Annotated in this window: 23 protein-coding genes; 2 read left to right on the top strand and 21 right to left on the bottom strand. The window is 65.2% G+C overall.

The window, feature by feature from the left end:
- Positions 1-16 precede the first annotated feature (16 nt).
- The 17 genes from rnc to AB4850_RS17515 all read right to left on the bottom strand — a co-directional run bounded on the left by rnc (position 17) and on the right by AB4850_RS17515 (position 15,672).
- Positions 17-1,168 carry a ribonuclease III gene (gene rnc, locus AB4850_RS17595; protein WP_414444297.1) on the bottom strand — a complete coding sequence of 384 codons (1,152 nt, stop codon included), beginning with the start codon at positions 1,166-1,168 and terminating at the stop codon, positions 17-19.
- Positions 1,169-1,320: 152 nt separating this feature from the next.
- Positions 1,321-2,214 (bottom strand): signal peptidase I, encoded by an 894-nt coding sequence (lepB, locus tag AB4850_RS17590; protein ID WP_414444296.1) that lies wholly within the window; start codon positions 2,212-2,214, stop codon positions 1,321-1,323.
- Positions 2,215-2,230: 16 nt separating this feature from the next.
- The gene (gene lepA, locus AB4850_RS17585; RefSeq protein WP_414444295.1) at positions 2,231-4,024 is read right to left on the bottom strand and encodes a translation elongation factor 4; all 1,794 of its coding nucleotides are present in this window, start codon (positions 4,022-4,024) and stop codon (positions 2,231-2,233) included.
- A 190-nt stretch (positions 4,025-4,214) separates the two neighbouring features.
- The gene (locus AB4850_RS17580; RefSeq protein WP_414444294.1) at positions 4,215-4,472 is read right to left on the bottom strand and encodes a glutaredoxin family protein; all 258 of its coding nucleotides are present in this window, start codon (positions 4,470-4,472) and stop codon (positions 4,215-4,217) included.
- A gap of 9 nt (positions 4,473-4,481) precedes the next feature.
- Positions 4,482-6,011: a DegQ family serine endoprotease gene (locus tag AB4850_RS17575; RefSeq protein WP_414444293.1), complete on the bottom strand. Its 1,530-nt coding sequence runs from the start codon at positions 6,009-6,011 to the stop codon at positions 4,482-4,484.
- 17 nt (positions 6,012-6,028) lie between these two features.
- On the bottom strand, positions 6,029-7,084 hold the full coding sequence (locus tag AB4850_RS17570) for a MucB/RseB C-terminal domain-containing protein (protein WP_414444292.1): 1,056 nt from the start codon (positions 7,082-7,084) through the stop codon (positions 6,029-6,031).
- A gap of 5 nt (positions 7,085-7,089) precedes the next feature.
- The gene (locus AB4850_RS17565) at positions 7,090-7,701 is read right to left on the bottom strand and encodes an RseA family anti-sigma factor (protein ID WP_414444291.1); all 612 of its coding nucleotides are present in this window, start codon (positions 7,699-7,701) and stop codon (positions 7,090-7,092) included.
- Between the two features lie 85 nt (positions 7,702-7,786).
- Positions 7,787-8,386 (bottom strand): RNA polymerase sigma factor RpoE, encoded by a 600-nt coding sequence (gene rpoE / locus AB4850_RS17560; RefSeq protein ID WP_414444290.1) that lies wholly within the window; start codon positions 8,384-8,386, stop codon positions 7,787-7,789.
- 96 nt (positions 8,387-8,482) lie between these two features.
- Positions 8,483-8,941 carry an RNA polymerase subunit sigma gene (locus tag AB4850_RS17555; protein WP_414444289.1) on the bottom strand — a complete coding sequence of 153 codons (459 nt, stop codon included), beginning with the start codon at positions 8,939-8,941 and terminating at the stop codon, positions 8,483-8,485.
- Between the two features lie 11 nt (positions 8,942-8,952).
- Entirely contained in the window at positions 8,953-10,191 is a 1,239-nt protein-coding gene (fabF, locus tag AB4850_RS17550) for a beta-ketoacyl-ACP synthase II (protein WP_414444288.1), read from the bottom strand.
- A gap of 161 nt (positions 10,192-10,352) precedes the next feature.
- The gene (gene acpP / locus AB4850_RS17545) at positions 10,353-10,592 is read right to left on the bottom strand and encodes an acyl carrier protein (protein ID WP_012735022.1); all 240 of its coding nucleotides are present in this window, start codon (positions 10,590-10,592) and stop codon (positions 10,353-10,355) included.
- 145 nt (positions 10,593-10,737) lie between these two features.
- Complete coding sequence (gene fabG, locus AB4850_RS17540) at positions 10,738-11,487, bottom strand: 3-oxoacyl-ACP reductase FabG (protein ID WP_414444287.1); 750 nt, start codon at positions 11,485-11,487, stop codon at positions 10,738-10,740.
- A gap of 32 nt (positions 11,488-11,519) precedes the next feature.
- The gene (gene fabD, locus AB4850_RS17535; RefSeq protein WP_414444286.1) at positions 11,520-12,452 is read right to left on the bottom strand and encodes an ACP S-malonyltransferase; all 933 of its coding nucleotides are present in this window, start codon (positions 12,450-12,452) and stop codon (positions 11,520-11,522) included.
- Between the two features lie 67 nt (positions 12,453-12,519).
- A complete protein-coding gene (locus AB4850_RS17530; RefSeq protein WP_414444285.1) occupies positions 12,520-13,509 on the bottom strand; it encodes a beta-ketoacyl-ACP synthase III in 990 nt (329 codons plus the stop codon).
- Positions 13,510-14,616 carry a phosphate acyltransferase PlsX gene (gene plsX, locus AB4850_RS17525; protein WP_414444284.1) on the bottom strand — a complete coding sequence of 369 codons (1,107 nt, stop codon included), beginning with the start codon at positions 14,614-14,616 and terminating at the stop codon, positions 13,510-13,512. It lies immediately after the preceding gene.
- Between the two features lie 134 nt (positions 14,617-14,750).
- Positions 14,751-14,930 (bottom strand): 50S ribosomal protein L32, encoded by a 180-nt coding sequence (gene rpmF / locus AB4850_RS17520; protein WP_010105341.1) that lies wholly within the window; start codon positions 14,928-14,930, stop codon positions 14,751-14,753.
- Positions 14,931-15,027: 97 nt separating this feature from the next.
- Positions 15,028-15,672 carry a DUF177 domain-containing protein gene (locus AB4850_RS17515; protein ID WP_414444283.1) on the bottom strand — a complete coding sequence of 215 codons (645 nt, stop codon included), beginning with the start codon at positions 15,670-15,672 and terminating at the stop codon, positions 15,028-15,030.
- A 242-nt stretch (positions 15,673-15,914) separates the two neighbouring features.
- On the opposite strand from AB4850_RS17515, the gene AB4850_RS17510 reads away from it, so the two are divergent.
- Positions 15,915-16,541: a Maf-like protein gene (locus AB4850_RS17510; protein WP_414444282.1), complete on the top strand. Its 627-nt coding sequence runs from the start codon at positions 15,915-15,917 to the stop codon at positions 16,539-16,541.
- On the top strand, positions 16,538-17,260 hold the full coding sequence (locus AB4850_RS17505; protein WP_414444281.1) for an SAM-dependent methyltransferase: 723 nt from the start codon (positions 16,538-16,540) through the stop codon (positions 17,258-17,260). The genes AB4850_RS17510 and AB4850_RS17505 overlap by 4 nt, the downstream gene beginning before the upstream one ends.
- A gap of 51 nt (positions 17,261-17,311) precedes the next feature.
- Here the strand turns inward: AB4850_RS17505 and AB4850_RS17500 are convergent, their stop codons facing one another.
- The 4 genes from AB4850_RS17500 to AB4850_RS17485 are packed head-to-tail and all read right to left on the bottom strand — an operon-like array spanning position 17,312 to position 20,396.
- On the bottom strand, positions 17,312-18,316 hold the full coding sequence (locus AB4850_RS17500) for a S49 family peptidase (protein ID WP_414444280.1): 1,005 nt from the start codon (positions 18,314-18,316) through the stop codon (positions 17,312-17,314).
- Positions 18,317-18,346: 30 nt separating this feature from the next.
- Positions 18,347-18,730, bottom strand: a complete 384-nt coding sequence (locus AB4850_RS17495) for a Rieske (2Fe-2S) protein (RefSeq protein ID WP_414444279.1) — start codon at positions 18,728-18,730, stop codon at positions 18,347-18,349.
- Positions 18,727-19,386: an HAD-IA family hydrolase gene (locus AB4850_RS17490; RefSeq protein WP_414444278.1), complete on the bottom strand. Its 660-nt coding sequence runs from the start codon at positions 19,384-19,386 to the stop codon at positions 18,727-18,729. Before AB4850_RS17490 ends, AB4850_RS17495 begins: the two co-directional genes overlap by 4 nt.
- Before the next feature lie 5 nt (positions 19,387-19,391).
- Entirely contained in the window at positions 19,392-20,396 is a 1,005-nt protein-coding gene (locus AB4850_RS17485; RefSeq protein ID WP_414444277.1) for an RluA family pseudouridine synthase, read from the bottom strand.
- Between the last annotated feature and the right edge of the window lie 323 nt (positions 20,397-20,719).

Below are 20,719 nucleotides of genomic sequence, written 5' to 3'. Positions count from 1 at the left end.
CGACTGGATCAGGAGTTCAGTGACCGGCATCGGCCACGCGCAGGGGCGCGGCGGCGAGGTCGGTATCGGCGTCGTCGGACGGCCCGGATGTGGTGTCGCGCAGGCGCAACGTGCGGTCGCCAGCACCGGCGCCACGGACGGTGGTATCGGGCTTGTCGCCGGCTGCCGGCGCCGATTTCTCGGTGGCGGGCTTGTCTGCGGCGGGTTTATCCGTCGCTTGCGGCTTGTCGTTCGGCTTGTCGGCCGGTTTATCCACAGGCTTGTCGGACGATTTCACAGTGTCGCCGTGCGAACCCGCGCGAATCACGGCCACCGGTATGCCGCGCTCGGCGCCGCCGTCGGCCGGCTTGCCCGCCGCGGACGCCGTACGTTCCTTGCGTTCGGCCGGCGCGGCCCGCAGGTCCAGCGCTTCCTGCACGCCCTTCACGCCCGGCACGATGTCCGGCTCGCCCTTCGCGCGCGAACTCTTCGAGCGCTTCGGCTTGGCAGCGGCCATCGGGCGCGCCATCACCTCGTCGAGCGCCTTCTTCGCGGCGGCCTGCTCGGCGGCACGGCGGCTCGCGCCGGAACCCGACACCTTGATCTCGAGCTTCGGCACCGTGCATTCGACTTCGAATTGCTGATTGTGCGCCGCACCATGCGTGGCGACCACGGTATAGGTCGGCAGTGCGATCTTGTGGCCTTGCAGATATTCCTGGAGCAGGGTTTTGGCGTCCTTGCCGAGCGTGCGCGGATCGATGTGATCGAGAATCGGTATGTAAAGGCGCTTGATCACCCCTTGGGCGGCTTCGAAGCCGCCATCGAGGAACACGGCCCCGATGATGGCTTCGAACGCGTCCGCGAGAATCGACGGGCGGCGAAACCCGCCGCTGCGCAATTCCCCTTCCCCGAGCCGCAGGCCTTCCGAAATATTCAGGGCCTGAGCAATTTCGTACAGCGACTGCTGCTTGACGAGATTGGCTCGCACGCGCGACAGATCGCCCTCGTCCAGCTTGCTGAAGCGCTGGAACAACAGGGCCGCCACCGCGCAATTCAGAACGGAATCGCCGAGAAACTCGAGCCGTTCGTTATGCGTGGCGCTGTGGCTACGGTGGGTCAAAGCCTGACGCAGCAATTCCGCATTGCGAAATTCGTAGCGCAGCCGGCTTTCCAACTGGGACTGAGACATGAGCAGGAGTATAACGCGGCCGCGGGTGCCGTCGAGTGACGGATGCCGGGCGTGAAAAGGCGTGTCGAAGCGGTGTTACCGCGGGTTCTTGAAGTGATTTGCCAGCATTGCGCGTGGCCGTCGCGCAATGCTGGCCGAGATCGACCGGTGGCTCAGTGGAACGAGCCGATGCGCTTCAGGTCGCTGAAGTTCATCCAGATGAAGAACGCGCGGCCGACCACATCCTTGTCGGGCACGAAGCCCCAGTAGCGGCTGTCCGCGCTGTTGTCGCGGTTGTCGCCCATCATGAAGTAGTGGCCCGGCGGCACCTTGCAGGTCACGCCGTGCTCGTTGTACTGGCAGTTGCTCTTGTACGGGAAATCGTCGGCGCCCATCACGAACGGCGGCACGGCCGGGTTGTTCAGGATCGCGTTCTTGCGGCCGTCGATGGTTTCTTCGTACTGCTTCGCATAGTTCATGCGTTCTTCGTCGAAGAAATCGGGCAGCGGCGTTTCGGGCACGGCCTGGCCATTGATGGTCAGCTTCTTGTCGTAGTACTGCACGGTGTCGCCCGGCAGGCCGATCACGCGCTTGATGTAGTCGACCGACTCATCCTTCGGATAGCGGAACACCACGACGTCGCCACGCGAAAGCGGGCTGCCCGAGGTGACCTTCTGGTTCGTGATCGGCAGGCGCAGGCCGTATTCGAACTTGTTGACGAGGATGAAATCGCCCACCAGCAAGGTCGGCACCATCGAGCCCGACGGAATCTTGAACGGCTCCACCACGAACGAGCGCACCACGAACACCGCCAGGATCACCGGGAAAAAACTTGCCGTGTACTCGAGCCACCACGGCTGGCGCAGCTTCTCGTCGCGCAGCTTGGCGCGCGTCGCGTCGGCGTTTTCGTCGGCGAAGCGCGCCTCGACGCGCGCTTGCTGATTGTCGAACTCGGCTGCCGCTTGGTCGGCCGCCTTGCGACGGCCCGGCAGGAACACCAGCTTGTCCAGCACCCACGCAATCCCCGTCAACACGACGAGCACAAACAGAATCAATGCGAAATTCATAAAAGGATCAGTCCTGTTATTTGTCTTCGACCCGCAAGATCGCGAGGAACGCTTCCTGCGGGATCTCGACCGAACCCACCTGCTTCATGCGCTTCTTACCGGCTTTCTGCTTTTCGAGCAGCTTCTTCTTTCGCGAGATGTCGCCGCCGTAGCACTTGGCCAGCACGTTCTTGCGCAGCGCCTTGATGTTTTCGCGCGCGACGATGTTCGCGCCGATCGCGGCCTGGATCGCCACGTCGTACATCTGGCGCGGGATGATCTCGCGCATCTTCGCCGCCACTTCGCGGCCGCGATATTGCGACTGCGAACGGTGCACGATGACCGACAGCGCATCGACCTTGTCGCCGTTGATCAGCATGTCGACCTTGACCACGTCCGACGAGCGGTATTCCTTGAACTCGTAATCCATCGACGCATAGCCGCGCGAAGTGGATTTCAGGCGATCGAAGAAATCGAGCACGATTTCGGCCATCGGGATTTCGTAGGTCAACTGCACCTGGCGGCCGTGGTACTGCATGTTGATCTGCGAGCCGCGCTTCAGTTCGCACAGCGTGATGACCGCCCCGACGTATTCCTGCGGCATGTACAGGTTCACGGTGACGATCGGCTCGCGCACTTCCGCGATGCGGCCCGGATCGGGCATCTTGGCCGGATTCTCGACCTTGATGATTTCACCGTTGGCCTGCACGACCTCGTACACCACGGTGGGGGCCGTGGTGATCAGGTCCATGTCGAATTCGCGCTCGAGGCGCTCCTGCACGATTTCCATGTGCAGCAGGCCGAGGAAGCCGCAGCGGAAGCCGAAGCCGAGCGCCTGCGACACTTCCGGCTCGTATTGCAGCGAGGCGTCGTTCAGGCGCAGCTTTTCGAGCGATTCGCGCAGCGCGTCGTATTGATTCGCCTCGACCGGGTAAAGGCCCGCGAACACCTGCGGCTTCACTTCCTTGAAGCCCGGCAGCGGCTCCGGCGCCGGCTTGGCGACGTGCGTGACGGTATCGCCCACCTTCGCGGCCGTCAGCTCCTTGATGCCGGCGATGATGAAACCCACCTGGCCAGCCGACAGCGATTCGAGATCGCGCGATTTCGGGGTGAACACGCCGACATGCTCGACCGGGTATTGCGCACCGGTGGCCATCAGCTTGATCTTTTCCTTCGGACGCAGCGTGCCGTTGACGATGCGCACCAGCATCACCACACCGACGTAGTTGTCGAACCACGAATCGATGATCAGCGCCTGCAGCGGCGCGTCGGGATCGCCCTTCGGCGGCGGCACCTTGGCGATCAGCGCTTCGAGTACGTCCTCGACGCCGAGCCCCGTCTTGGCGCTGCAACGCGTGGCGTCGGTCGCATCGATGCCGATCACGTCCTCGATTTCCTCGATGGCGCTTTCCGGGTTGGCCGCCGGCAGATCGATCTTGTTCAGGACCGGCACCACCTCGACGCCGAGCTCGATCGCCGTGTAGCAGTTCGCGACGGTTTGCGCCTCGACGCCCTGGCTTGCATCGACGACCAGCAGCGCGCCCTCGCAGGCCGACAGCGAGCGGCTCACTTCATACGAGAAATCGACGTGCCCCGGGGTGTCGATCAGGTTCAGGTTGTAGACCCTGCCATCGCGTGCGCGATAGGACAATGCGGCCGTCTGTGCCTTGATCGTGATGCCGCGCTCGCGCTCGAGATCCATCGAGTCGAGCACCTGCGCTTCCATTTCGCGGTCGGAGAGGCCACCGCATACCTGGATGATGCGATCCGCGAGCGTCGACTTGCCGTGGTCGATGTGCGCGATGATCGAGAAATTGCGAATATGATCCATTCAGTGCCGATCAAGCGAAAAAGGCGCGCTCGACGACTGCGGAGCACGCCTTGTAAGTCGGTGAAAAAACAGCCTATTTTAGCCGAAAAGGCTTGGCAGAGGCGGCATTTTGGCCGCGCCCGGCCAGATAAGGCACGAAAACTGCAGGAATGTGTGCGGGGACGGCCGCTTGCCGGGCCGACCGGCGCCTTTACCGCGCCCCGCCGGCCGCGCCGCGCCGCAATAGCGCCGCGCGCACCGCGACCGCATCGAACCGGTGGCGGCACACCTCGGTGCCGTCAAGCAGCAGCACCGGGACATCCTCGTCATAGCGCGCCACCAGCGCGGGATCGGCGTCGATATCGACGTATGTCACCGCCACCTGAAACTCGGTCGCAACCGGGGCCAGCGCCGCGCGCAGATCATCGCACAGGTGGCACCAGCCGCGGCCGTAGAGGGTGAAGGCCACGCGCCGCGGTTACTTCTGGCGCGGACGCAGCGGAACGAACTGCGTGTTGTCGCCGCGCCGCACCAGCACCGCCACCATCTTCGACGGGTCCAGCTTCGACGTCAGGTCGACGAATTGCTTGGCGTTGGTGATATCGGTGTCGCCCACGCGAATCACGATGTCGTCGCGCTTGAGGCCGGCGCGCGCCGCCGGGCCGTCGGCCGCGTCGACGTGCACGCCGTTCGGCACCTTGGCCGCTTTCAGTTGATCGGCCGTCAGATCGCTGACCGTCAGGCCGAGCGCATTGCTCTGGCGCGGCTTGACCGGCTGGCTCGGCTTGCCGTCGGCGTTGCGCGCGCTCTTCTCGGCCGGCACTTCGGCAATCATGATCGGCAGATCGCGCGAGGTGCCCTTGCGCCAGATCGTGACCGTCGCGTGGGAGCCCGGCTTGGTGTCGCCGACCATGCGCGGCAGATCGGTGGCTTCCTCGACGTCACGCCCATTGAACTTGAGGATGATGTCGCCGGCCTGCACGCCGGCCTTGTCGGCCGGGCCGCCCGGCTCGACGCTGCTGACCAGCGCGCCCTGCGCACGCGGCAGGCCGAGCGAATCGGCGACATCCTTGGTGACCTCGCCGATCGCCACGGCGATGCGCCCGCGCGTGACCTTGCCCGAGGTCTTCAATTGCTCGGCCACGCGGATCGCCTCGTCGATCGGAATCGCGAACGAAATGCCCATGAAGCCGCCGGTCCGGCTGTAGATTTGCGAGTTGATGCCGATCACCTCGCCCTGCATGTTGATCAGCGGGCCGCCCGAATTACCGGGGTTCACCGCGACGTCGGTCTGGATGAACGGCAGGTAATCGCCGGTGTTGCGGCCCTTCGCGCTGACGATGCCGGCCGTGACCGTGTTGTCCAGCCCGAACGGCGAACCGATCGCGACCACCCACTCGCCCACGCGCACCTTGTTGGAATCGCCGATCGACACGCTCGGCAGATTGGCGGCGTTGATCTTGACGATCGCGACGTCGGTGCGCTCGTCCACGCCGATCAGCCTGGCCTTGAATTCGCGCTTGTCGGTCAGCGTCACGTAGATCGTGTCGGCGTCATCGACCACGTGCGCGTTGGTCATCACATAGCCGTCGGGCGACAGGATGAAGCCGGAGCCCACGCCGCGGTTCTGTTCGGTGTCGGGCGCATCGGGCGCGCTCTTGGGCGAACCCGGCGTTTGCGGCAGCGGGATGCCGAAGAAGCGGCGGAAGAACTCCGACATGTCGCCGTCGTCCGGGCCTGGCTGGAACGCGCCGCGCGGATCGACCGGCACGGTGGCCGTGGTGCGGATGTTGACCACGGCCGGGCCGGCCTTCTCGACCAGATCGGCGAAATCGGGCAACGCGGCGCGGGCCGCGGGCGCGGAAGGCGGTGCAACCGGCACCGATGCGGCAGCCGGCGCCGACGCACCCGAGGTGGGCGAAGCGGTTTGCGCGGCCAGCGACGCGACGGGCAAGCACGCCGTCATCGCCGCCGCGGCCGTCCAGGTACGCAGCGTGGTCTTGATCATGTCGGGGAACCGGGAGCTTACTTCGAAGGCTTGTATTCTATGGCAGCCGCGAACTGCTGCAACGTCGCCTGCGGCACTTCGCCCAGCAAGGTGATCCAGAAATCGCCGCTGCGCTTGACCAGCACATGGGTGGCGCCGGTGCTGCCCGCCCCTTCCTTGCGAGTGGAACCCTTTTCCACCGGTTCGATGAAGGCCGACACGGTAGCGAGGCCGTCGGTGAACACGGCCTGATCGACGGCGATCGGCGCGGCCTTCGGATCGCGCGCGGCCATCGGCCGGCGCACTTCGCGGATCTTGCGGAAACCGGCCACGCTCGGCGCGATCTTCCAGCCCTGCGCCTCGATGTCGACCGGCGCCACCGGCGGGCGCACCACGGTGCAGTTGTCGAGATTGCGGATGCTGTTCGCGATGATGGTTTTTTCGGCCGGGTTCGCGGCGCCGATCTGCAATTGCGAGAACGCCACCTGCTCGAGCACGTGGTCGTCGGCATCGAGCGTCTGCGTACGCAGCAGCAGGCCGGTCTTGGCGTCGGTCCAGAGCTTGTAGGCGAAGCGGTTCGCGTCCTTCGGCACCAGCTCGACAACCTGCGCGTCGATACCGGCCACCCGATCCTGGCCGGCCGGCTTGACGTCGTAGGCCGACAGCACCTGTTCGCCGCTCGCGCCGAGCAGCGACGGGAACGCGTCACGGTTCTGGCGACGCTCGACCACGCACAGATGACGCTCGGGCACGAACGTGACGAGATCGTCGTTATGACGCAGCAGCTTGCGCGGCTTGCCGTCGAGGCTTTCGATCTTCTCGTATTCGCCGCCCTTGGCCGCGACGTGGGTGATGCGCGACGACTGCACGTAATTGCCGCGCTGGAACACGAAGGTGCCGTCGTAGTTCTGAGCTTGCGCGGCCTGCTGAATGCGGTCCAGCCAGGCGGCCGCGGCTTGCGGGCCGGCGGCCGGATCGAGTGCGGGTTGCGCGATCGCGTGGTTGTGCACGGAAATCAGTGCGGCGGCGCACAACACGAGCGCAGGCAGCCGCGTCCAGCCGGAAGTGGCGCGATTCAACAGCAATGTCCGCATCGAGTTTATTGGCCTTGCGTCGTGACGGCGGTGCGAATGAGCGGCATCGAGCCCGACACGACGGGCTGCTGCGCGAATTGCTGGTGCGCTTCGAGGTATTGGTCGAGGCTCGCGTCGCGGATAATGTTCAGATCCTGACGGGCCGGCGCGGACACACGCTGCAGATCCTGCGGCGCCACCGATGCCACCTGCACCTGCGAGACACCCGGCTGGCCCGCGCCCTGCATTTGCGGCACGACGATCCAGGTGAACATGGCGGCCGCGGCGGCCACCGCCAGCCCCGGCACGAGACGGCGGCGCAGCGCGCTGCGCGGCGCCGGTGCGGCGGCCTCGACCGTCAGCGCGGCCGGCGCGATCAGGTGCGGCTCGGCCGCGAACGCGGCGGAAAACCGGGCGCTGAAGGCGTGGCTGACCGCCGGCGCGATCGCGAGATCGTCGGAGCGCAGTGCGTCGCCGATCGCGTGAAACTCGGACCAGGCGCGACGCTCCGTGTCGCCGAACGCGGCCAGGATCTGGCCGAGCGGCAGGCCATCGGGCGAATCGCCGTCGACCAGTGCGGATAGACGCTCGCGTTGCGAGCGGCCTTGCGAATGCGATTGCGTAGAGACCGACCCCATGATGCTCCCCATCTTCAATACCCCGTCGTGACACACGACTCTGTATAACTGGACCCCGTGCCGTTTCCGCACCCCGGGGCAGGACTTACCAGCGCCTGCCTTCGGGCGTGTCGAGAAGCGGACGCAACTTGTTGGCGATCGCCTCACGGGCCCGGAAGATTCGCGAACGAACGGTGCCGATCGGGCAGTTCATCATTTCCGCGATTTCTTCGTAACTCAGGCCCTCGATTTCCCGCAATGTGATGGCCTGACGCAATTCCTCGGGCAGCAGGGCCATCGCAGCGTTCACCGTTTCGGCGATCTGCTTGCTCATCAACATCGACTCGGGCGTGTTGATATCCCTTAGTTGGTCTGCGTCCGAGAAAGTTTCCGCTTCTTCCGCATCCGCTTCAGTGGAGGTCGGCGCGCGGCGCCCTTGGGTCGCAAGGTAGTTCTTGGCCGTATTGACGGCAATTCGGTACAACCATGTATAGAACGCGGATTCGCCGCGAAACTGCGGCAGCGCGCGGTATGCCTTGATGAACGCGTCCTGGGCCACGTCCTCGACCTCGGCGGGATCCCGCACGAGGCGCGAGATCAGCCGGAGGATCTTGCGGTGGTATTTGGAGACCAGGAGTTCGAACGCCGCCTTGTCGCCTTTCTGAACGCGTTCGACCAGAACCTGATCGATTTCTTTTTCACTCACCTGACAAATCCGTTAACTAGGGATGCAACGCGGAGCGCTATTGTACCAACGCCCACCGGCGCGCCGCGAAAGCGGCCGTGGCCCACGCACCCGCCGCTATTCGCGGCCGGCTCGCCTGCCGGCCACCGACAGCGCGCGAAACGCGCGCGGCTCGATGGCATCGGCCGGCACCAGGAACGGCACCGGCCGCCCGTGCTCGCGTGCAATCTCGAGCACCAGCAGCCGGTCCGCCCAATGCGTGCAGCGAACCACGGCACCGTGCGCGAGGCGTCGCCCCGAACCATCGTACACGGCCAACGCGCCGGTACCCGGTTCGAGCAGCAACGCGCACGGCACACGGCGCGCACTGATTTCACGCGCCACCGAGGCGAGCAAGGCAGCACTCAGCAACCCGACGAACACCGCTTCCACGCTCCCGACGAACGACGCTGCGCTCGCACCGGCAGCCGCCGCGCAAAGCACGACGAAGGCTGCCAGCACGACGCGCAGCGTCGTCGATGCACGCAGCGCGACAGGCTGCGTGCCAGGGAAGTGCGGAAGGGAGGGACCCGTCAAGCGATCCCGCTTCAGGCGCGCTTGAAAACCAGCGTGCCGTTAGTCCCGCCAAAGCCGAAGGAGTTCTTCAGCGCGACATCAATCTTCATGTCCCGCGCTTCGTTCGCGCAGTAATCGAGATCGCATGCCGGATCCTGATCAAAGATGTTGATGGTCGGCGGCGACACCTGGTTGTGCACGGCGAGCACCGTGAACACCGATTCGAGGCCGCCCGCGCCGCCCAGCAAGTGGCCCGTCATCGACTTAGTCGAGTTGACCACCATCTGCTTGGCGCGATCGCCGAACGCACGCTTGATACCGGTCGTTTCGGCCAGATCGCCAAGCTGCGTCGACGTGCCGTGCGCGTTCAGGTAATCGACCTGATCGACGTTGATGCCGGCGTTGCGCAGCGCAGCCAGCATGCAGCGGCGGGCGCCGTCGCCATCCTCGAGCGGTGCGGTCATGTGATAGGCGTCGCCGCTCATGCCGTAACCGCTGATTTCGGCGTAGATCTTCGCGCCGCGTGCCTTGGCGTGCTCGTACTCCTCGAGCACCATCACGCCCGCACCTTCGCCGAGCACGAAGCCGTCGCGATCCTTGTCCCACGGACGGCTCGCCGTCGCCGGATCGTCGTTGCGCTGCGACAACGCACGCGCGGCCGCAAAGCCGCCGATGCCGAGCGGCGACACGGTGGCTTCCGCACCGCCGGCGATCATCACGTCGGCGTCGCCGTATTCGATCATGCGCGAGGCCTCGCCGATGCAGTGCAGGCCGGTGGTACAGGCCGTCACGATGGCGAGATTCGGGCCTTTCAGACCGAACTTGATCGACAGATGGCCCGAGATCATGTTGATAATCGAGGCCGGTACGAAGAACGGCGAAATCCGGCGCGGGCCGCGATTCAGCAGCTCGGTTTGCGTGACTTCGATCATCGGCAGACCGCCGATGCCCGAACCGACGATCACGCCGATGCGCTCGGCGTTTTCCTCGTTCACTTCCAGGCCGCAGTCCTTCATGGCCTGCATGCCTGCCGCGATGCCGTAATGGATGAAGGTATCCATGTGACGCGCTTCTTTCGCGGGCAGGTAGTCTTCGACGTTGAAGCCTTTCACCTCGCCCGCAAAGCGGGTCGAGTAGTTCGTTGCATCGAACTTGGTGATGTTGGCAATGCCGGACTTCCCGGCGACGAGATTGGCCCACCCGTCGGCAACATTATTGCCAACAGGCGAGATCAGCCCAAGGCCTGTAACAACAACTCGACGGCGGCTCACGGTACCCTCTTTTCCATAGGATGACAAAAACAGAAGCCACAGGGGCCGCAGGAACCAGCCCTGCGAGCCCTGTGGCTGTTAGCGCGGCCGGCAAGCGTGCCGGCGGCGAGATCTGGCGCCCATGCAGCGTTTCGACAACGTTGCAAGTGGCGTTGCCTTGGTTAGGCCTTGACGTTCGCGCGAGCGTAGTCGATCGCTTGCTGAACCGTCGTGATCTTTTCGGCCTCTTCGTCCGGGATTTCCATGCCGAACTCGTCTTCGAGCGCCATCACCAGCTCGACGGTGTCGAGCGAGTCTGCACCGAGGTCGTTCACGAACGAAGCTTCGTTCTTGATTTCGCCTTCGGCCACGCCCAGTTGCTCGGCGACGATCTTCTTGACACGTTGTTCGATGTTGTCCATTACCCCTCCGAGGGAAGTTTGAGATTTACAAGTGCGCGCATTTTATCAGGTTTGATGCCTCCAAAAATGCGCGCCGGCATTGCGGTTCGACAGGCGCCGACAGCGCCTCCATCCGACATACGGCGCGGATGGTAAACGAATTCCGTTACGACATGTACATACCGCCGTTCACATGCAGCGTCGTGCCGGTGATATACCCGGCGAGCGGCGAGGCGAGGAACGCGACGGCGTGAGCGATATCGTCGGTGCTGCCGAGGCGCCCGAGCGGAATCTGGGTTTTCAGCGCGGCCTGCTGTTCTTCCGGCAGCGACTTGGTCATGTCGGTATCGATGAAGCCCGGCGCCACGCAATTGACGGTGATGCCGCGGCTGCCGATTTCACGTGCCAGCGCACGCGTGAGGCCGGCCACGCCGGCCTTGGCGGCCGCGTAGTTGGCCTGGCCCGGATTGCCGAGCGAGCCCACCACCGACGTGATGTTGATGATGCGGCCGCCACGGGCCTTCATCATCGGGCGCAGCACGCCGCGCGACAGGCGGAACACCGATTTCAGGTTGGTGTCGATCACGGCATCCCAGTCGTCGTCCTTCATGCGCATCGCCAGTTGATCCTGGGTGATGCCGGCATTGTTGACGAGGATATCGAGACGGCCGAATTCCTTGACGACGGAATCGATCAGCGCATCGCTCGACGCGGCGTCGTTCACGTTCAGCACCGCACCGCGGCCGGCCAGGCCGGCTTCGCCGAGCGCCGCGCCGATGCCTTCGGCGCCCGCTTCGCTGGTGGCCGTGCCGATCACCGTCGCGCCCTGGCGTGCGAGTTCGAGCGCGATCGCCCGGCCGATGCCGCGCGACGCGCCGGTGACGATCGCCACCTGTTTGTCGAGAGTCTTGTCCATGTTGTTCCGTGAATCGGATGAATCGGAATGCGTCAGGCGGCGACGAGCTTGAGCACGTCGTCGAGCGTTGCCGGATCGTACACGGCAGCGCCCGTCAGTTCGCCATCGATGCGCTTGGTCAGGCCCATCAGCACCTTGCCCGGCCCGCATTCGACCAGATGCGTGACGCCCGTGCCCGCGATATGCCGGACGCATTCGACCCAGCGCACCGGGCCTGCGGCCTGGCGCACCAGCGCATCCTTGATGGCGGCCGGATCCGACACGACGGCGACGTCGATGTTGTTGACCACGGGAATCTGCGGCGCGGCGATCGTGACACCGGCCAGGTAGTCGCGCAGTTGATCCGAGGCCGGCTTGAGCAGCGACGAATGAAACGGCGCCGACACCGCCAGCGGCAGCGCGCGCTTCGCACCCTTCGCCTTGGCGACTTCGCAGGCCTTCTCGACCGCGGCCTTGGTGCCGGCGATCACGACCTGCGCGGGCGCATTGAAATTGACGGCTTCGACCACGCCGGCCACCGACGCCTCGGCGCACACCGCGCGCACCGTGTCGTCGTCGAGGCCGAGGATCGCGGCCATGCCGCCCTCGCCGACCGGCACGGCGCTTTGCATGGCCTGTGCGCGGAAACGCACCAACGGCACGGCGTCGCGAAACGCAAGCGCGCCCGAGGCGACCAGCGCCGTGTATTCGCCGAGGCTATGGCCCGCGACGATCGACGGCGCCGGGCCGCCGGCCTGTTGCCAGGCGCGATAGCACGCGTAGGCGGCCGTCAGCATCACGGGCTGCGTGTTGGTGGTGAGGTTCAGTTCTTCGGCCGGCCCTTCGGCGATCAGCTTGCCGAGATCCTGGTTCAGCGCATCGGACGCCTCCTGGACCGTTTCGCGCACCACGGCGAGCTCGGCGAATGCGTTGAGCATGCCGACCGCTTGCGAACCCTGCCCCGGAAAAACAAATGCAAATTTCATCTCGTCCTCGTTTGATTCGTTCGAACGGCGCGCCGGCCTGGGCGCGCCCGGTGAAGCGCGGCTCCGCTCAGAAGCGGAACACCGATGCGCCCCACGTGAAGCCGCCGCCGACGCCTTCGACCAGCACGGTCTGGCCGCGCTGGATGCGGCCGTCGCGCACCGCCACGTCGAACGCGAGCGGGATCGATGCGGCGGACGTGTTGCCGTGTTCGCCGACGGTGACGACCATGCGCTCCTGCGGCAAGCCGAGCTTGCGGCAAGTGCTGGTCATGATACGGATATTCGCCTGGTGCGGAATCAGCCAATCGACCTGGTCGGGCGTCAGATTCGCCTTCTCCAGCGCTTCGACGGCCACCTTCTCCAGCACGTTCACGGCGAGCTTGAACACCGCCTGGCCGTCCATGTGAAGAAACGCGCTGCCCGCGATCACGCCGCCATTCACGTTGCCCGGCGTGCAGAGGATGTGCGAGTAGCTGCCGTCGGCGTGCAGTGCGCTGCCGAGGATGCCCGGCTCTTCCGAGGCGGACAGCACGACCGCGCCGGCGCCGTCGCCGAACAGCACGCAGGTGGTGCGGTCCTTGAAATCGAGGATGCGCGAGAAGGTTTCGGCGCCGATCACCAGCGCGTTGCGATGCTGGCCGCTGCGGATGAAGCTGTCGGCCGTCGCCAGCGCATAGGCGAAGCCCGAGCACACGGCCTGCACGTCGAACGCGGCGCCGCCGTTGCGGATGCCGAGCTTGTTCTGCAGCAGGCAGGCGGTGCTGGGAAAGACGAAATCGGGCGTGGAGGTGGCGACGATGATCAGGTCGATCGACTGCGGATCGATATCGGCCGCTTCGATCGCGCGCTGCGCGGCGATCAGGGCGAGATCGCTGGTCGTGACGTCGGGATCGGCGAAATGGCGCGTATGGATGCCGGTGCGCGCGACGATCCATTCATCGCTGGTTTCGATGCCGTCTTTCGCGAGGCGGTCGGCGAGCGCCTGATTCGTGACGCGGTTGGGCGGCAGGTAGCTGCCCGTGCCGAGCACGCGGGAATAGAGAGTCGATTGGGCCATTTATGCTTTGGAGGACAAACCGGCAGAAGGTTCGGCCTGCTGGCCTGCAGACGGTGCTGCCTGACCGGCCCCGCCCGCGTCGTGACCGCTTTCGCCAAGCGGCATCGCGTTTTCCGCCATGGCCCGGGAAAGGCGCTCCAGCACGCCATTTTTGACCGCATCATACCCGCGTTTGATAGCCCACTCAAACGCGTAGGCATCGGCGGAACCGTGGCTCTTGATCACCAGGCCGCGCAGGCCGAGCAGCGCCGCGCCGTTGTATTGGCGGTGGTCGACGCGCTTCTTGAAGCGCATCAGCACCGGCAGCGCGAGGATCGCCATCAGCTTGCTGGGGAGCGAACGGCTGAACTCTTCCTTGATGATGTTGGCGAGCATCTGCGCGAGGCCTTCGGACGTCTTCAGGGCGACATTGCCGACGAAACCGTCGCAAACGATCACGTCGACCGTGCCCTTGTAGATGTCGTTGCCTTCCACGTTGCCGCGGAAATTGAGCGTGCTGGTACGCAGCAGCTCGCCGGCGCGCTTGATGGTCTCGTTGCCCTTGATCACCTCTTCGCCGATGTTGAGCAGGCCGATGCTCGGGCGCTCCTTGCCTTCGAGCGCGGCGACCAGCGCGTGCCCCATTTCGGCGAACTGGAGAAGGTGCTGAGGCTCGCAATCGACGTTGGCGCCGAGGTCGAGCATCATCGTGTAGCCGGACGGATTCGGCAGCGCCGAGGCGATGGCGGGACGTTCGATGCCGGGCAGCGTCTTGAGCACGTAGCGCGACACGGCCATCAACGCGCCGGTGTTGCCGGCCGAGATGCAGGCCTGGGCGGCGCCGTCCTTGACGTGATTGAGCGCGACGCGCATGGAAGAATCTTTCTTCCTGCGCAGCGCGACCTCGACGGGATCGTCCATCGCCACCACTTCGGTCGCCGCGACGATCGACAGCGAAGGATCGTCGAGCGCCTTGAGCTTCTTCAGTTGGGAGCGGATGGCCGAATCGAGGCCGACCAGCATCAGGTGCGCATCGGGATGCGCACGGACAAACTTGACTGCCGCGGGAACGGTCACGGACGGGCCGTGGTCGCCTCCCATGCAATCGATCGTGAGCTTTACTGTCATGGAGTGCGACGAATTTCAGGCACAAAAAAGCGGCAGTTGAATGCCGCCTTCTTGTTGAGCCAGGAAAGTGTCAAGCGAACCGGGCGTCACGCGTGTCCCCCTGCAATGGTGCGGGCGGGCGCGACGCAAGGTGCTTAGTCGTTCTTCGTCTTGACGACTTTCTTGCCGCGATAGTAGCCGTTCGGGCTGATGTGGTGACGCATATGCACTTCACCCGTGCTCGGCTCGACGGCCAAGGGCGTCGTCGTCAGGAAATCGTGCGAACGGTGCATGCCGCGCTTCGACGGCGACTTCTTGTTTTGCTGAACTGCCATGACTAACTCCTAAAAATTTTCCGGATTCTAACACAGCCCGAATCGGCGCTATCCATCCAGGCACTCCCGCCCGACGCCTTCCCGTGCTCCACCTACGTCAGTGTTTCTTGTCGCCGTCCCGCTTCAGCGCTTCGAGCGCCGCGAACGGATTGGGCCGCTCATCGCCGGGCACCTCGCCGCCTTCGGATTCTTCATCGAGATCCTCGGTATCGGTGGCGGGACCGCTCACCCCCGATACGAGACTTTCGTGAACCGACGGACAGCTTTCGTGCTTCGGAACGAGCGGCAACGAGAGCAACAGCTCTTCCTCGATCAAGTCGACGAGATCGAACTGGCGCGAACCCACGATCACATCGACTTCATCGGTCTCATCGAGCGGAATGGCTTCCGCTTCTTCTTCGGTTGCGACAATTCGATACAGCATGTCGACATCGAAGGCCTGCTGGTAAGGCGCCATGCAGCGCTGGCACCCGAGCCACGCGAAGCCGTGCAGCGCGAGCCGCAGATACGGCTGGGCCAGCTCGCTGCCGTCTTCCTGCAGTTCCGCTTGCGTCGAGCCTTCCGCCTGCCACGTGAACGTGGTGTCGCGGTCTGGCGCGTCGGCCGGCACTTCGTTTAACATGCGCGGCAGTTGCGAGAGCCGCACCGCACCTGCCGATTGCCGCCCGCTGCGGGCGAATTCGAACAGATCGACGAGATGCGGATCGAGCGACACCGCAGGTTTGCCAGAAGAGGAATTCATGTGCGCTCCCGCGTGGTTCGCTTGGCTTTCACCTTGCTTTTGCCGACATCGCCGAACCCGAATCGACCGGCGGACCGAGACACAGGCCTGGCCGCTTTGCCGCTCGGGCCCTTGCGCCGATCGATCGAACCGATCAGCATCGCTGCCGATGAAAAGCGCAAAACTATATCCGTTTTATCTTTTCGAGTCAATCACTTAACCTGCCGCGCTGCGCAAGCCCGCGACGCCGCTTCCGACGCCCCATGATGACCACGTTTTCCCGCCCGCCCAGGCTGATCCTGGCGTCCAGTTCGCGCTACCGGCGCGAACTGCTCGAACGCCTGAAAATCCCGTTCGACGTCGTCACACCCGATCTCGACGAAACCCCGCAAGACGGCGAAACACCGGCCGACACGGCGCTGCGGCTCGCCGCCGCCAAGGCGCGCGCCGTCGCCGGTCAGCTCGACGCGCCCGACGGCGCGATCGTGATCGGCTCCGACCAGGTCGCCACCTTCGACGGCCGCCAGATCGGCAAACCGGGCAACCACGAACGCGCGCTCGAACAATTGCAGGCGATGCGCGGTCGCGAAGTCGAATTTCATAGTGCTCTATGCGTTTTCGACAGCCGCAACGGCCACACGCAGATCGAGGACGTGATCACGCGTGTGCGCTTTCGCTCGCTGTCCGACGCCGAACTCGATGCCTACCTGCGCGCCGAAACGCCCTACGACGTGGCCGGCAGCGCGAAATCGGAAGGGCTCGGCATCGCCCTGCTCGACGCGATCGATTCAAACGACCCGACCGCGCTGATCGGCCTGCCGCTGATCGCGCTGACGCGCATGTTGCGCGAAGCGGGCCTGCCGCTGTTCGGCACGGAGGTGCGGGCATGAGCGCCGGTACGCTGTATCTGATCCCGAACACGCTCGGCGACGGCGATGACGCGATGCTGGCCGCCGTGCTGCCCGCCGCCGTGCAGGCGCGCGCCGCCTCGCTCGGTTATTACATCGGCGAGAACGCCAAGACCACCCGCGTGTTCCTGAAGAAAGTCGGCGTCGAACGGCCGATCCAGGAAATCGAGATCCGCGAGTTGAACGTCAAGACGCCGGCCGGCGAGATCGACCGCCTGCTCGCGCCGATCCTGGCCGGCGCGGACGCCGGGCTGGTGTCGGAGGCGGGCTGCCCCGCCGTTGCGGATCCGGGCGCGCTGCTGGTGCGCCGCGCCCACGAGCGCGGCGTGAAGGTGGTGCCGCTGGTCGGCCCCAGCTCGATCCTGCTGGCGTTGATGGCCTCGGGCCTGAACGGCCAGACCTTCGCGTTCCACGGCTACCTGCCGGTCGATGCCGCCGCGCGCGCCAAACGGCTGCGCGAGCTCGAACAGCAATCGCGCAAAGGCAGGGAAACGGAGATTTTCATCGAGACGCCGTACCGCAACCAGGCGATGCTGGAGACGCTGATCGCGACCTGCGCGCCGTCCACGTTGATCTGCGTGGCGGCCGACCTGACGCTGGAAACGGAAACCATCGTCAGCCGCAGCGCGGCCGACTGGAAGAAGAAACCGGCGCCGAATCTGCAGAAACGGCCCGCGATCTTCCTGTTGCTGGCGAACTGACGGGTTTGGCCGGGCGCGCTGACGCGGTCCGGCCAAACGCATTGCCGGCGATCAGCGCAGCGTGATGCCGCCCGCCGACAGCGCCGACTTCACCGCCCCGCCCCCGATCGCCGCGCCGAACTTGCGCGCCACGCGGTTGCCGAGGCTTTCCTTGACTGTGTAATCGACGATATCGGGCGCCTTCAGCACGTCGCGCGCAACGCTGTCGGTGGTGCCGAAGCCGTCGGCCAGCCCCAGTTCGACGCTCTTCGCGCCAGTCCAGAACAGGCCCGAGAACAGATCCGGCGAATCGTGCAGGCGCTTGCCGCGGCCATCCTTCACGGCCTTGATGAACTGCGCGTGGATCTCGTCGAGCATCTCCTGCGCGTGCGCGTCCATCTTCGGCGTTTCCGGCGAGAACGGATCGAAGAAGCCCTTGTTCTCGCCCGAGGTGTGCAGGCGGCGCTGGACGCCGAGCTTGTCCATCAGCCCCGTGAAGCCGAAGCCGTCCATCAGCACGCCGATCGAGCCGACGATGCTGGCCTGATTGACGTAGATGCGATCGGCCGCCGCTGCGATGTAGTAACCGCCCGAGGCGCACATGTCGCTGACCACCACGTAGAGCGGCTTGGCCGGGTATTTCTTGCGCAGCCGGTGGATCTCGTCGTAGACGATACCGGCCTGCACCGGGCTGCCGCCCGGGCTGTTGATGCGCAACACCACGCCGACCGTGCCCGAATCGGAGAACGCGTCGTCGAGCGACGAATTGATGTCTTCCGCGTTGGCATTGGTGCCGGCGGCGATTTCGCCGTCGATCGTCACGAGCGCCGTGTGGCGGCTGCTCGACAGCTTGCCGTCGTTGGAAAAATCGAAGATCGCGAACACCAGCCCGATCACCACCACGAGCCACAGGAAACGGAAGCCGATCCGCCAGCGGCGCGCCGTGCGCTGCTCGACGATCGCGGCCATTGCAATGCGTTCGAGCGCGGTGCGCTCCCAGGTGGGCTCGTGCGGCGGTTGGCGGCCTGCGTCACGCTCGGCGCCGGGTGCATCGGGGGGAGTCGTTTGGTCGGTCATGCGGGAAGCCAGTGAGGGTCGGGAAATCGGTCAGGAAGCCTGCGGCAGCAGTTCGGCGTCGGGCAGCCAGTAGACGGCGCGGCCCTCGGGCGCATCGCGCTCGTCCACCTCGACGGCCCGCAGCCGCGCGCCGCGGCACGGGCCGCCAACGCATTTGCCGGTATCGGGGGTATAGATCGCGCCATGGGTGGCGCACATCAGATAGAGGCCGGACGATTCGAAGAACTGGCCCTCGTTCCAGTCCAGCTCCATCGGCACATGCGCGCAGCGGTTCAGGTAGCCGTAGGCACGGCCGTCGTAGCGCACGAAGAACACCACGACCGCCTCGCCGCGCAACGTGGCCGGCACCCGGATGCCCGCGCCACCGTCGACGAGGGCCGCCGACGCGCAAACGAATACGGCCTCGCCGCTCATGCGTGTTCGCGCAGCCAGCCGGCCAGCGCGCCGACATCGTCGGCGAGAAAGCGCGGCGACAGCGCCGCCAGCGATTCGGCCGGATGCGCGCCGTAGGCGACGCCGATGCCGGCCGCGCCGGCGCTGGCCGCCATCTGCAGATCGTGGGTGGTGTCGCCGATCATGACGGTGCGCGCCAGATCCTGCCCCAGTTCACGGCCCAGTTCGTGCAGCATGGCCGGATGCGGCTTGGAGAAGGTTTCGTCGGCGCAGCGCGTGCCATCGAAAAAGCGCGTGAGCTTGGTTTCGTCGAGCGCGCGGTTCAGGCCCACGCGGCCCTTGCCGGTGGCCACGGCCAACAGGTAACCGGTGTCGCGCAACTCTTCGAGCATCTCGCGCACGCCCGCGAACAGCTCGATGCGCTGATCCTTCACCAGATAGTGGAATCGGTACCGCTCGGCGAGCTTCGCGTAGTGGGACGGATCGAGCGTGGGCGCGGCGATCGCCAGCGCGTCGCGCAGGCCGAGGCCGATCACGTAGCGCGCGGCGTCGTCGGACGGCGCCGGCAGGCCGAGATCGCGGCAGGCCGCCTGGATGCTCAGCGCGATGTGCGCCGTCGAATCCATCAGCGTGCCATCCCAGTCGAAAACGATCAGGTCAAATTGCTGTCGGGACATGCGGTTCATGCGCCGGAAGCGCGCAGTTCGTTGAGTTGGTCGAGAAAGCGCCGGCATTCGTCGGGCAGCGGCGCGTCGAACTGCAGCGTGTCGCCGGACAGCGGATGCACGAGCTTCAGGCGATAGGCGTGCAGGAACATGCGCTTCAGCGAAGGGCGCGCGTTCGCACGCGCCAACGCCTTGTTCAGGGCGAAATCGCCGTACTTCGCGTCGCCGGCGATCGGCAGCCCAAGGTGGGCCAAGTGTACGCGGATCTGGTGGGTCCGACCCGTTTTCAGCTCCGCTTCGAGAAATGCATAGCCGGGCCAACTGTCGATCAGGTTGAACACGGTGTGCGACGACACGCCGTCGTCCTGCACGCGCACGCGGCGCTCGCCGTCGGGCGTCAAATACTTGAACAGCGGCGCCTTGACGGCCCGCCGGCGCCCCCAGTCGGGCGCCCACTCGCCATGGCCGCAGGCGTAGTAGCGCTTGTCCATGCGATTTTCGCGGATCTGCTCGTGCAGCCCGACCAGTGCCGAGCGCTTCTTGGCCAGCATCAGGATGCCCGAGGTTTCGCGGTCGAGCCGATGCACCAGTTCGAGGAACTTGGCCGTGGGCCGTGCCGCGCGCATTTGCTCGATCACGCCGAACGATACGCCGCTGCCGCCGTGCACCGCCACACCGGCCGGCTTGTTGATGACGACCATCGCGTCGTCCTCGAACAGGATCTCGAATTCGGCGGCCGGCACCGGGGCGGCCTCTTGCGCGGCATCCGGGGTGGCGAGCCGGATCGGCGGAATGCGCACGACGTCGCCGTAGGCAAGCCGATACTGGGCATCGATCCGGCCCTTGTTGACACGAACCTCGCCACTGCGCAGGATGCGATAGATGTGACTTTTTGGCACGCCCTTACAGACGCGCAACAGGAAGTTGTCGATACGTTGACCGGCAGAATCATCACCGATCTCGACCATGGAAACCTGACCGCTCTCGACCGATTTCTGGGATATTTTGCCTAACTCATTCATACTGAATATAATTTTGCCGAGCTTTCCGCTGCGTGCGGCCGGATCGGCCGGTTTCGGGCGGATTGCGAAGGGCGCAAGCGCAAACCGCTATTTTACTTGCGCCAGGGGTCTGCTGCTCACCCTTGCATAAAAGAGAAGCAGCAAAAGTTGCACGCACGGCACTTCATCCCGGCAAGGATCGCGCCCACAGGCGGATTCGGTCGGAAGCGTGCCGCGGTAACGGAATGTTGGACAAAAAGAATTTAATTGGCAGCGGCAGGCCGGCACGATTCAGGCCGGCCGCGCTGCCGGTTGCGATTATGACGGCGTGCGCCACCCCAGGT

The sequence above is a fragment of the Burkholderia sp. 22PA0106 genome (genome assembly GCF_047497155.1).
Taxonomy (GTDB): Bacteria; Pseudomonadota; Gammaproteobacteria; order Burkholderiales; family Burkholderiaceae; genus Burkholderia.
This window is presented reverse-complemented; position numbering and strand designations above follow the sequence as displayed.

Excerpts from the sequence above, each read along its gene's own strand:
- AB4850_RS17495 (WP_414444279.1), bottom strand. The coding sequence starts at position 18,730 with ATGAGCGGCGAGGCCGTATTCGTTTGCGCGTCGGCGGCCCTCGTCGAC.
- AB4850_RS17515 (WP_414444283.1), bottom strand. The coding sequence starts at position 15,672 with ATGAATTCCTCTTCTGGCAAACCTGCGGTGTCGCTCGATCCGCATCTC.
- rpmF (WP_010105341.1), bottom strand. The coding sequence starts at position 14,930 with ATGGCAGTTCAGCAAAACAAGAAGTCGCCGTCGAAGCGCGGCATGCAC.
- AB4850_RS17505 (WP_414444281.1), top strand. The coding sequence starts at position 16,538 with ATGAGCGCCGGTACGCTGTATCTGATCCCGAACACGCTCGGCGACGGC.
- AB4850_RS17575 (WP_414444293.1), bottom strand. The coding sequence starts at position 6,011 with ATGATCAAGACCACGCTGCGTACCTGGACGGCCGCGGCGGCGATGACG.
- AB4850_RS17530 (WP_414444285.1), bottom strand. The coding sequence starts at position 13,509 with ATGGCCCAATCGACTCTCTATTCCCGCGTGCTCGGCACGGGCAGCTAC.
- AB4850_RS17510 (WP_414444282.1), top strand. The coding sequence starts at position 15,915 with ATGATGACCACGTTTTCCCGCCCGCCCAGGCTGATCCTGGCGTCCAGT.
- AB4850_RS17490 (WP_414444278.1), bottom strand. The coding sequence starts at position 19,386 with ATGTCCCGACAGCAATTTGACCTGATCGTTTTCGACTGGGATGGCACG.
- AB4850_RS17500 (WP_414444280.1), bottom strand. The coding sequence starts at position 18,316 with ATGACCGACCAAACGACTCCCCCCGATGCACCCGGCGCCGAGCGTGAC.
- rnc (WP_414444297.1), bottom strand. The coding sequence starts at position 1,168 with ATGTCTCAGTCCCAGTTGGAAAGCCGGCTGCGCTACGAATTTCGCAAT.
- lepA (WP_414444295.1), bottom strand. The coding sequence starts at position 4,024 with ATGGATCATATTCGCAATTTCTCGATCATCGCGCACATCGACCACGGC.
- plsX (WP_414444284.1), bottom strand. The coding sequence starts at position 14,616 with ATGACAGTAAAGCTCACGATCGATTGCATGGGAGGCGACCACGGCCCG.
- acpP (WP_012735022.1), bottom strand. The coding sequence starts at position 10,592 with ATGGACAACATCGAACAACGTGTCAAGAAGATCGTCGCCGAGCAACTG.
- fabG (WP_414444287.1), bottom strand. The coding sequence starts at position 11,487 with ATGGACAAGACTCTCGACAAACAGGTGGCGATCGTCACCGGCGCGTCG.
- fabD (WP_414444286.1), bottom strand. The coding sequence starts at position 12,452 with ATGAAATTTGCATTTGTTTTTCCGGGGCAGGGTTCGCAAGCGGTCGGC.
- AB4850_RS17570 (WP_414444292.1), bottom strand. The coding sequence starts at position 7,084 with ATGCGGACATTGCTGTTGAATCGCGCCACTTCCGGCTGGACGCGGCTG.
- lepB (WP_414444296.1), bottom strand. The coding sequence starts at position 2,214 with ATGAATTTCGCATTGATTCTGTTTGTGCTCGTCGTGTTGACGGGGATT.
- AB4850_RS17485 (WP_414444277.1), bottom strand. The coding sequence starts at position 20,396 with ATGAATGAGTTAGGCAAAATATCCCAGAAATCGGTCGAGAGCGGTCAG.
- AB4850_RS17565 (WP_414444291.1), bottom strand. The coding sequence starts at position 7,701 with ATGGGGTCGGTCTCTACGCAATCGCATTCGCAAGGCCGCTCGCAACGC.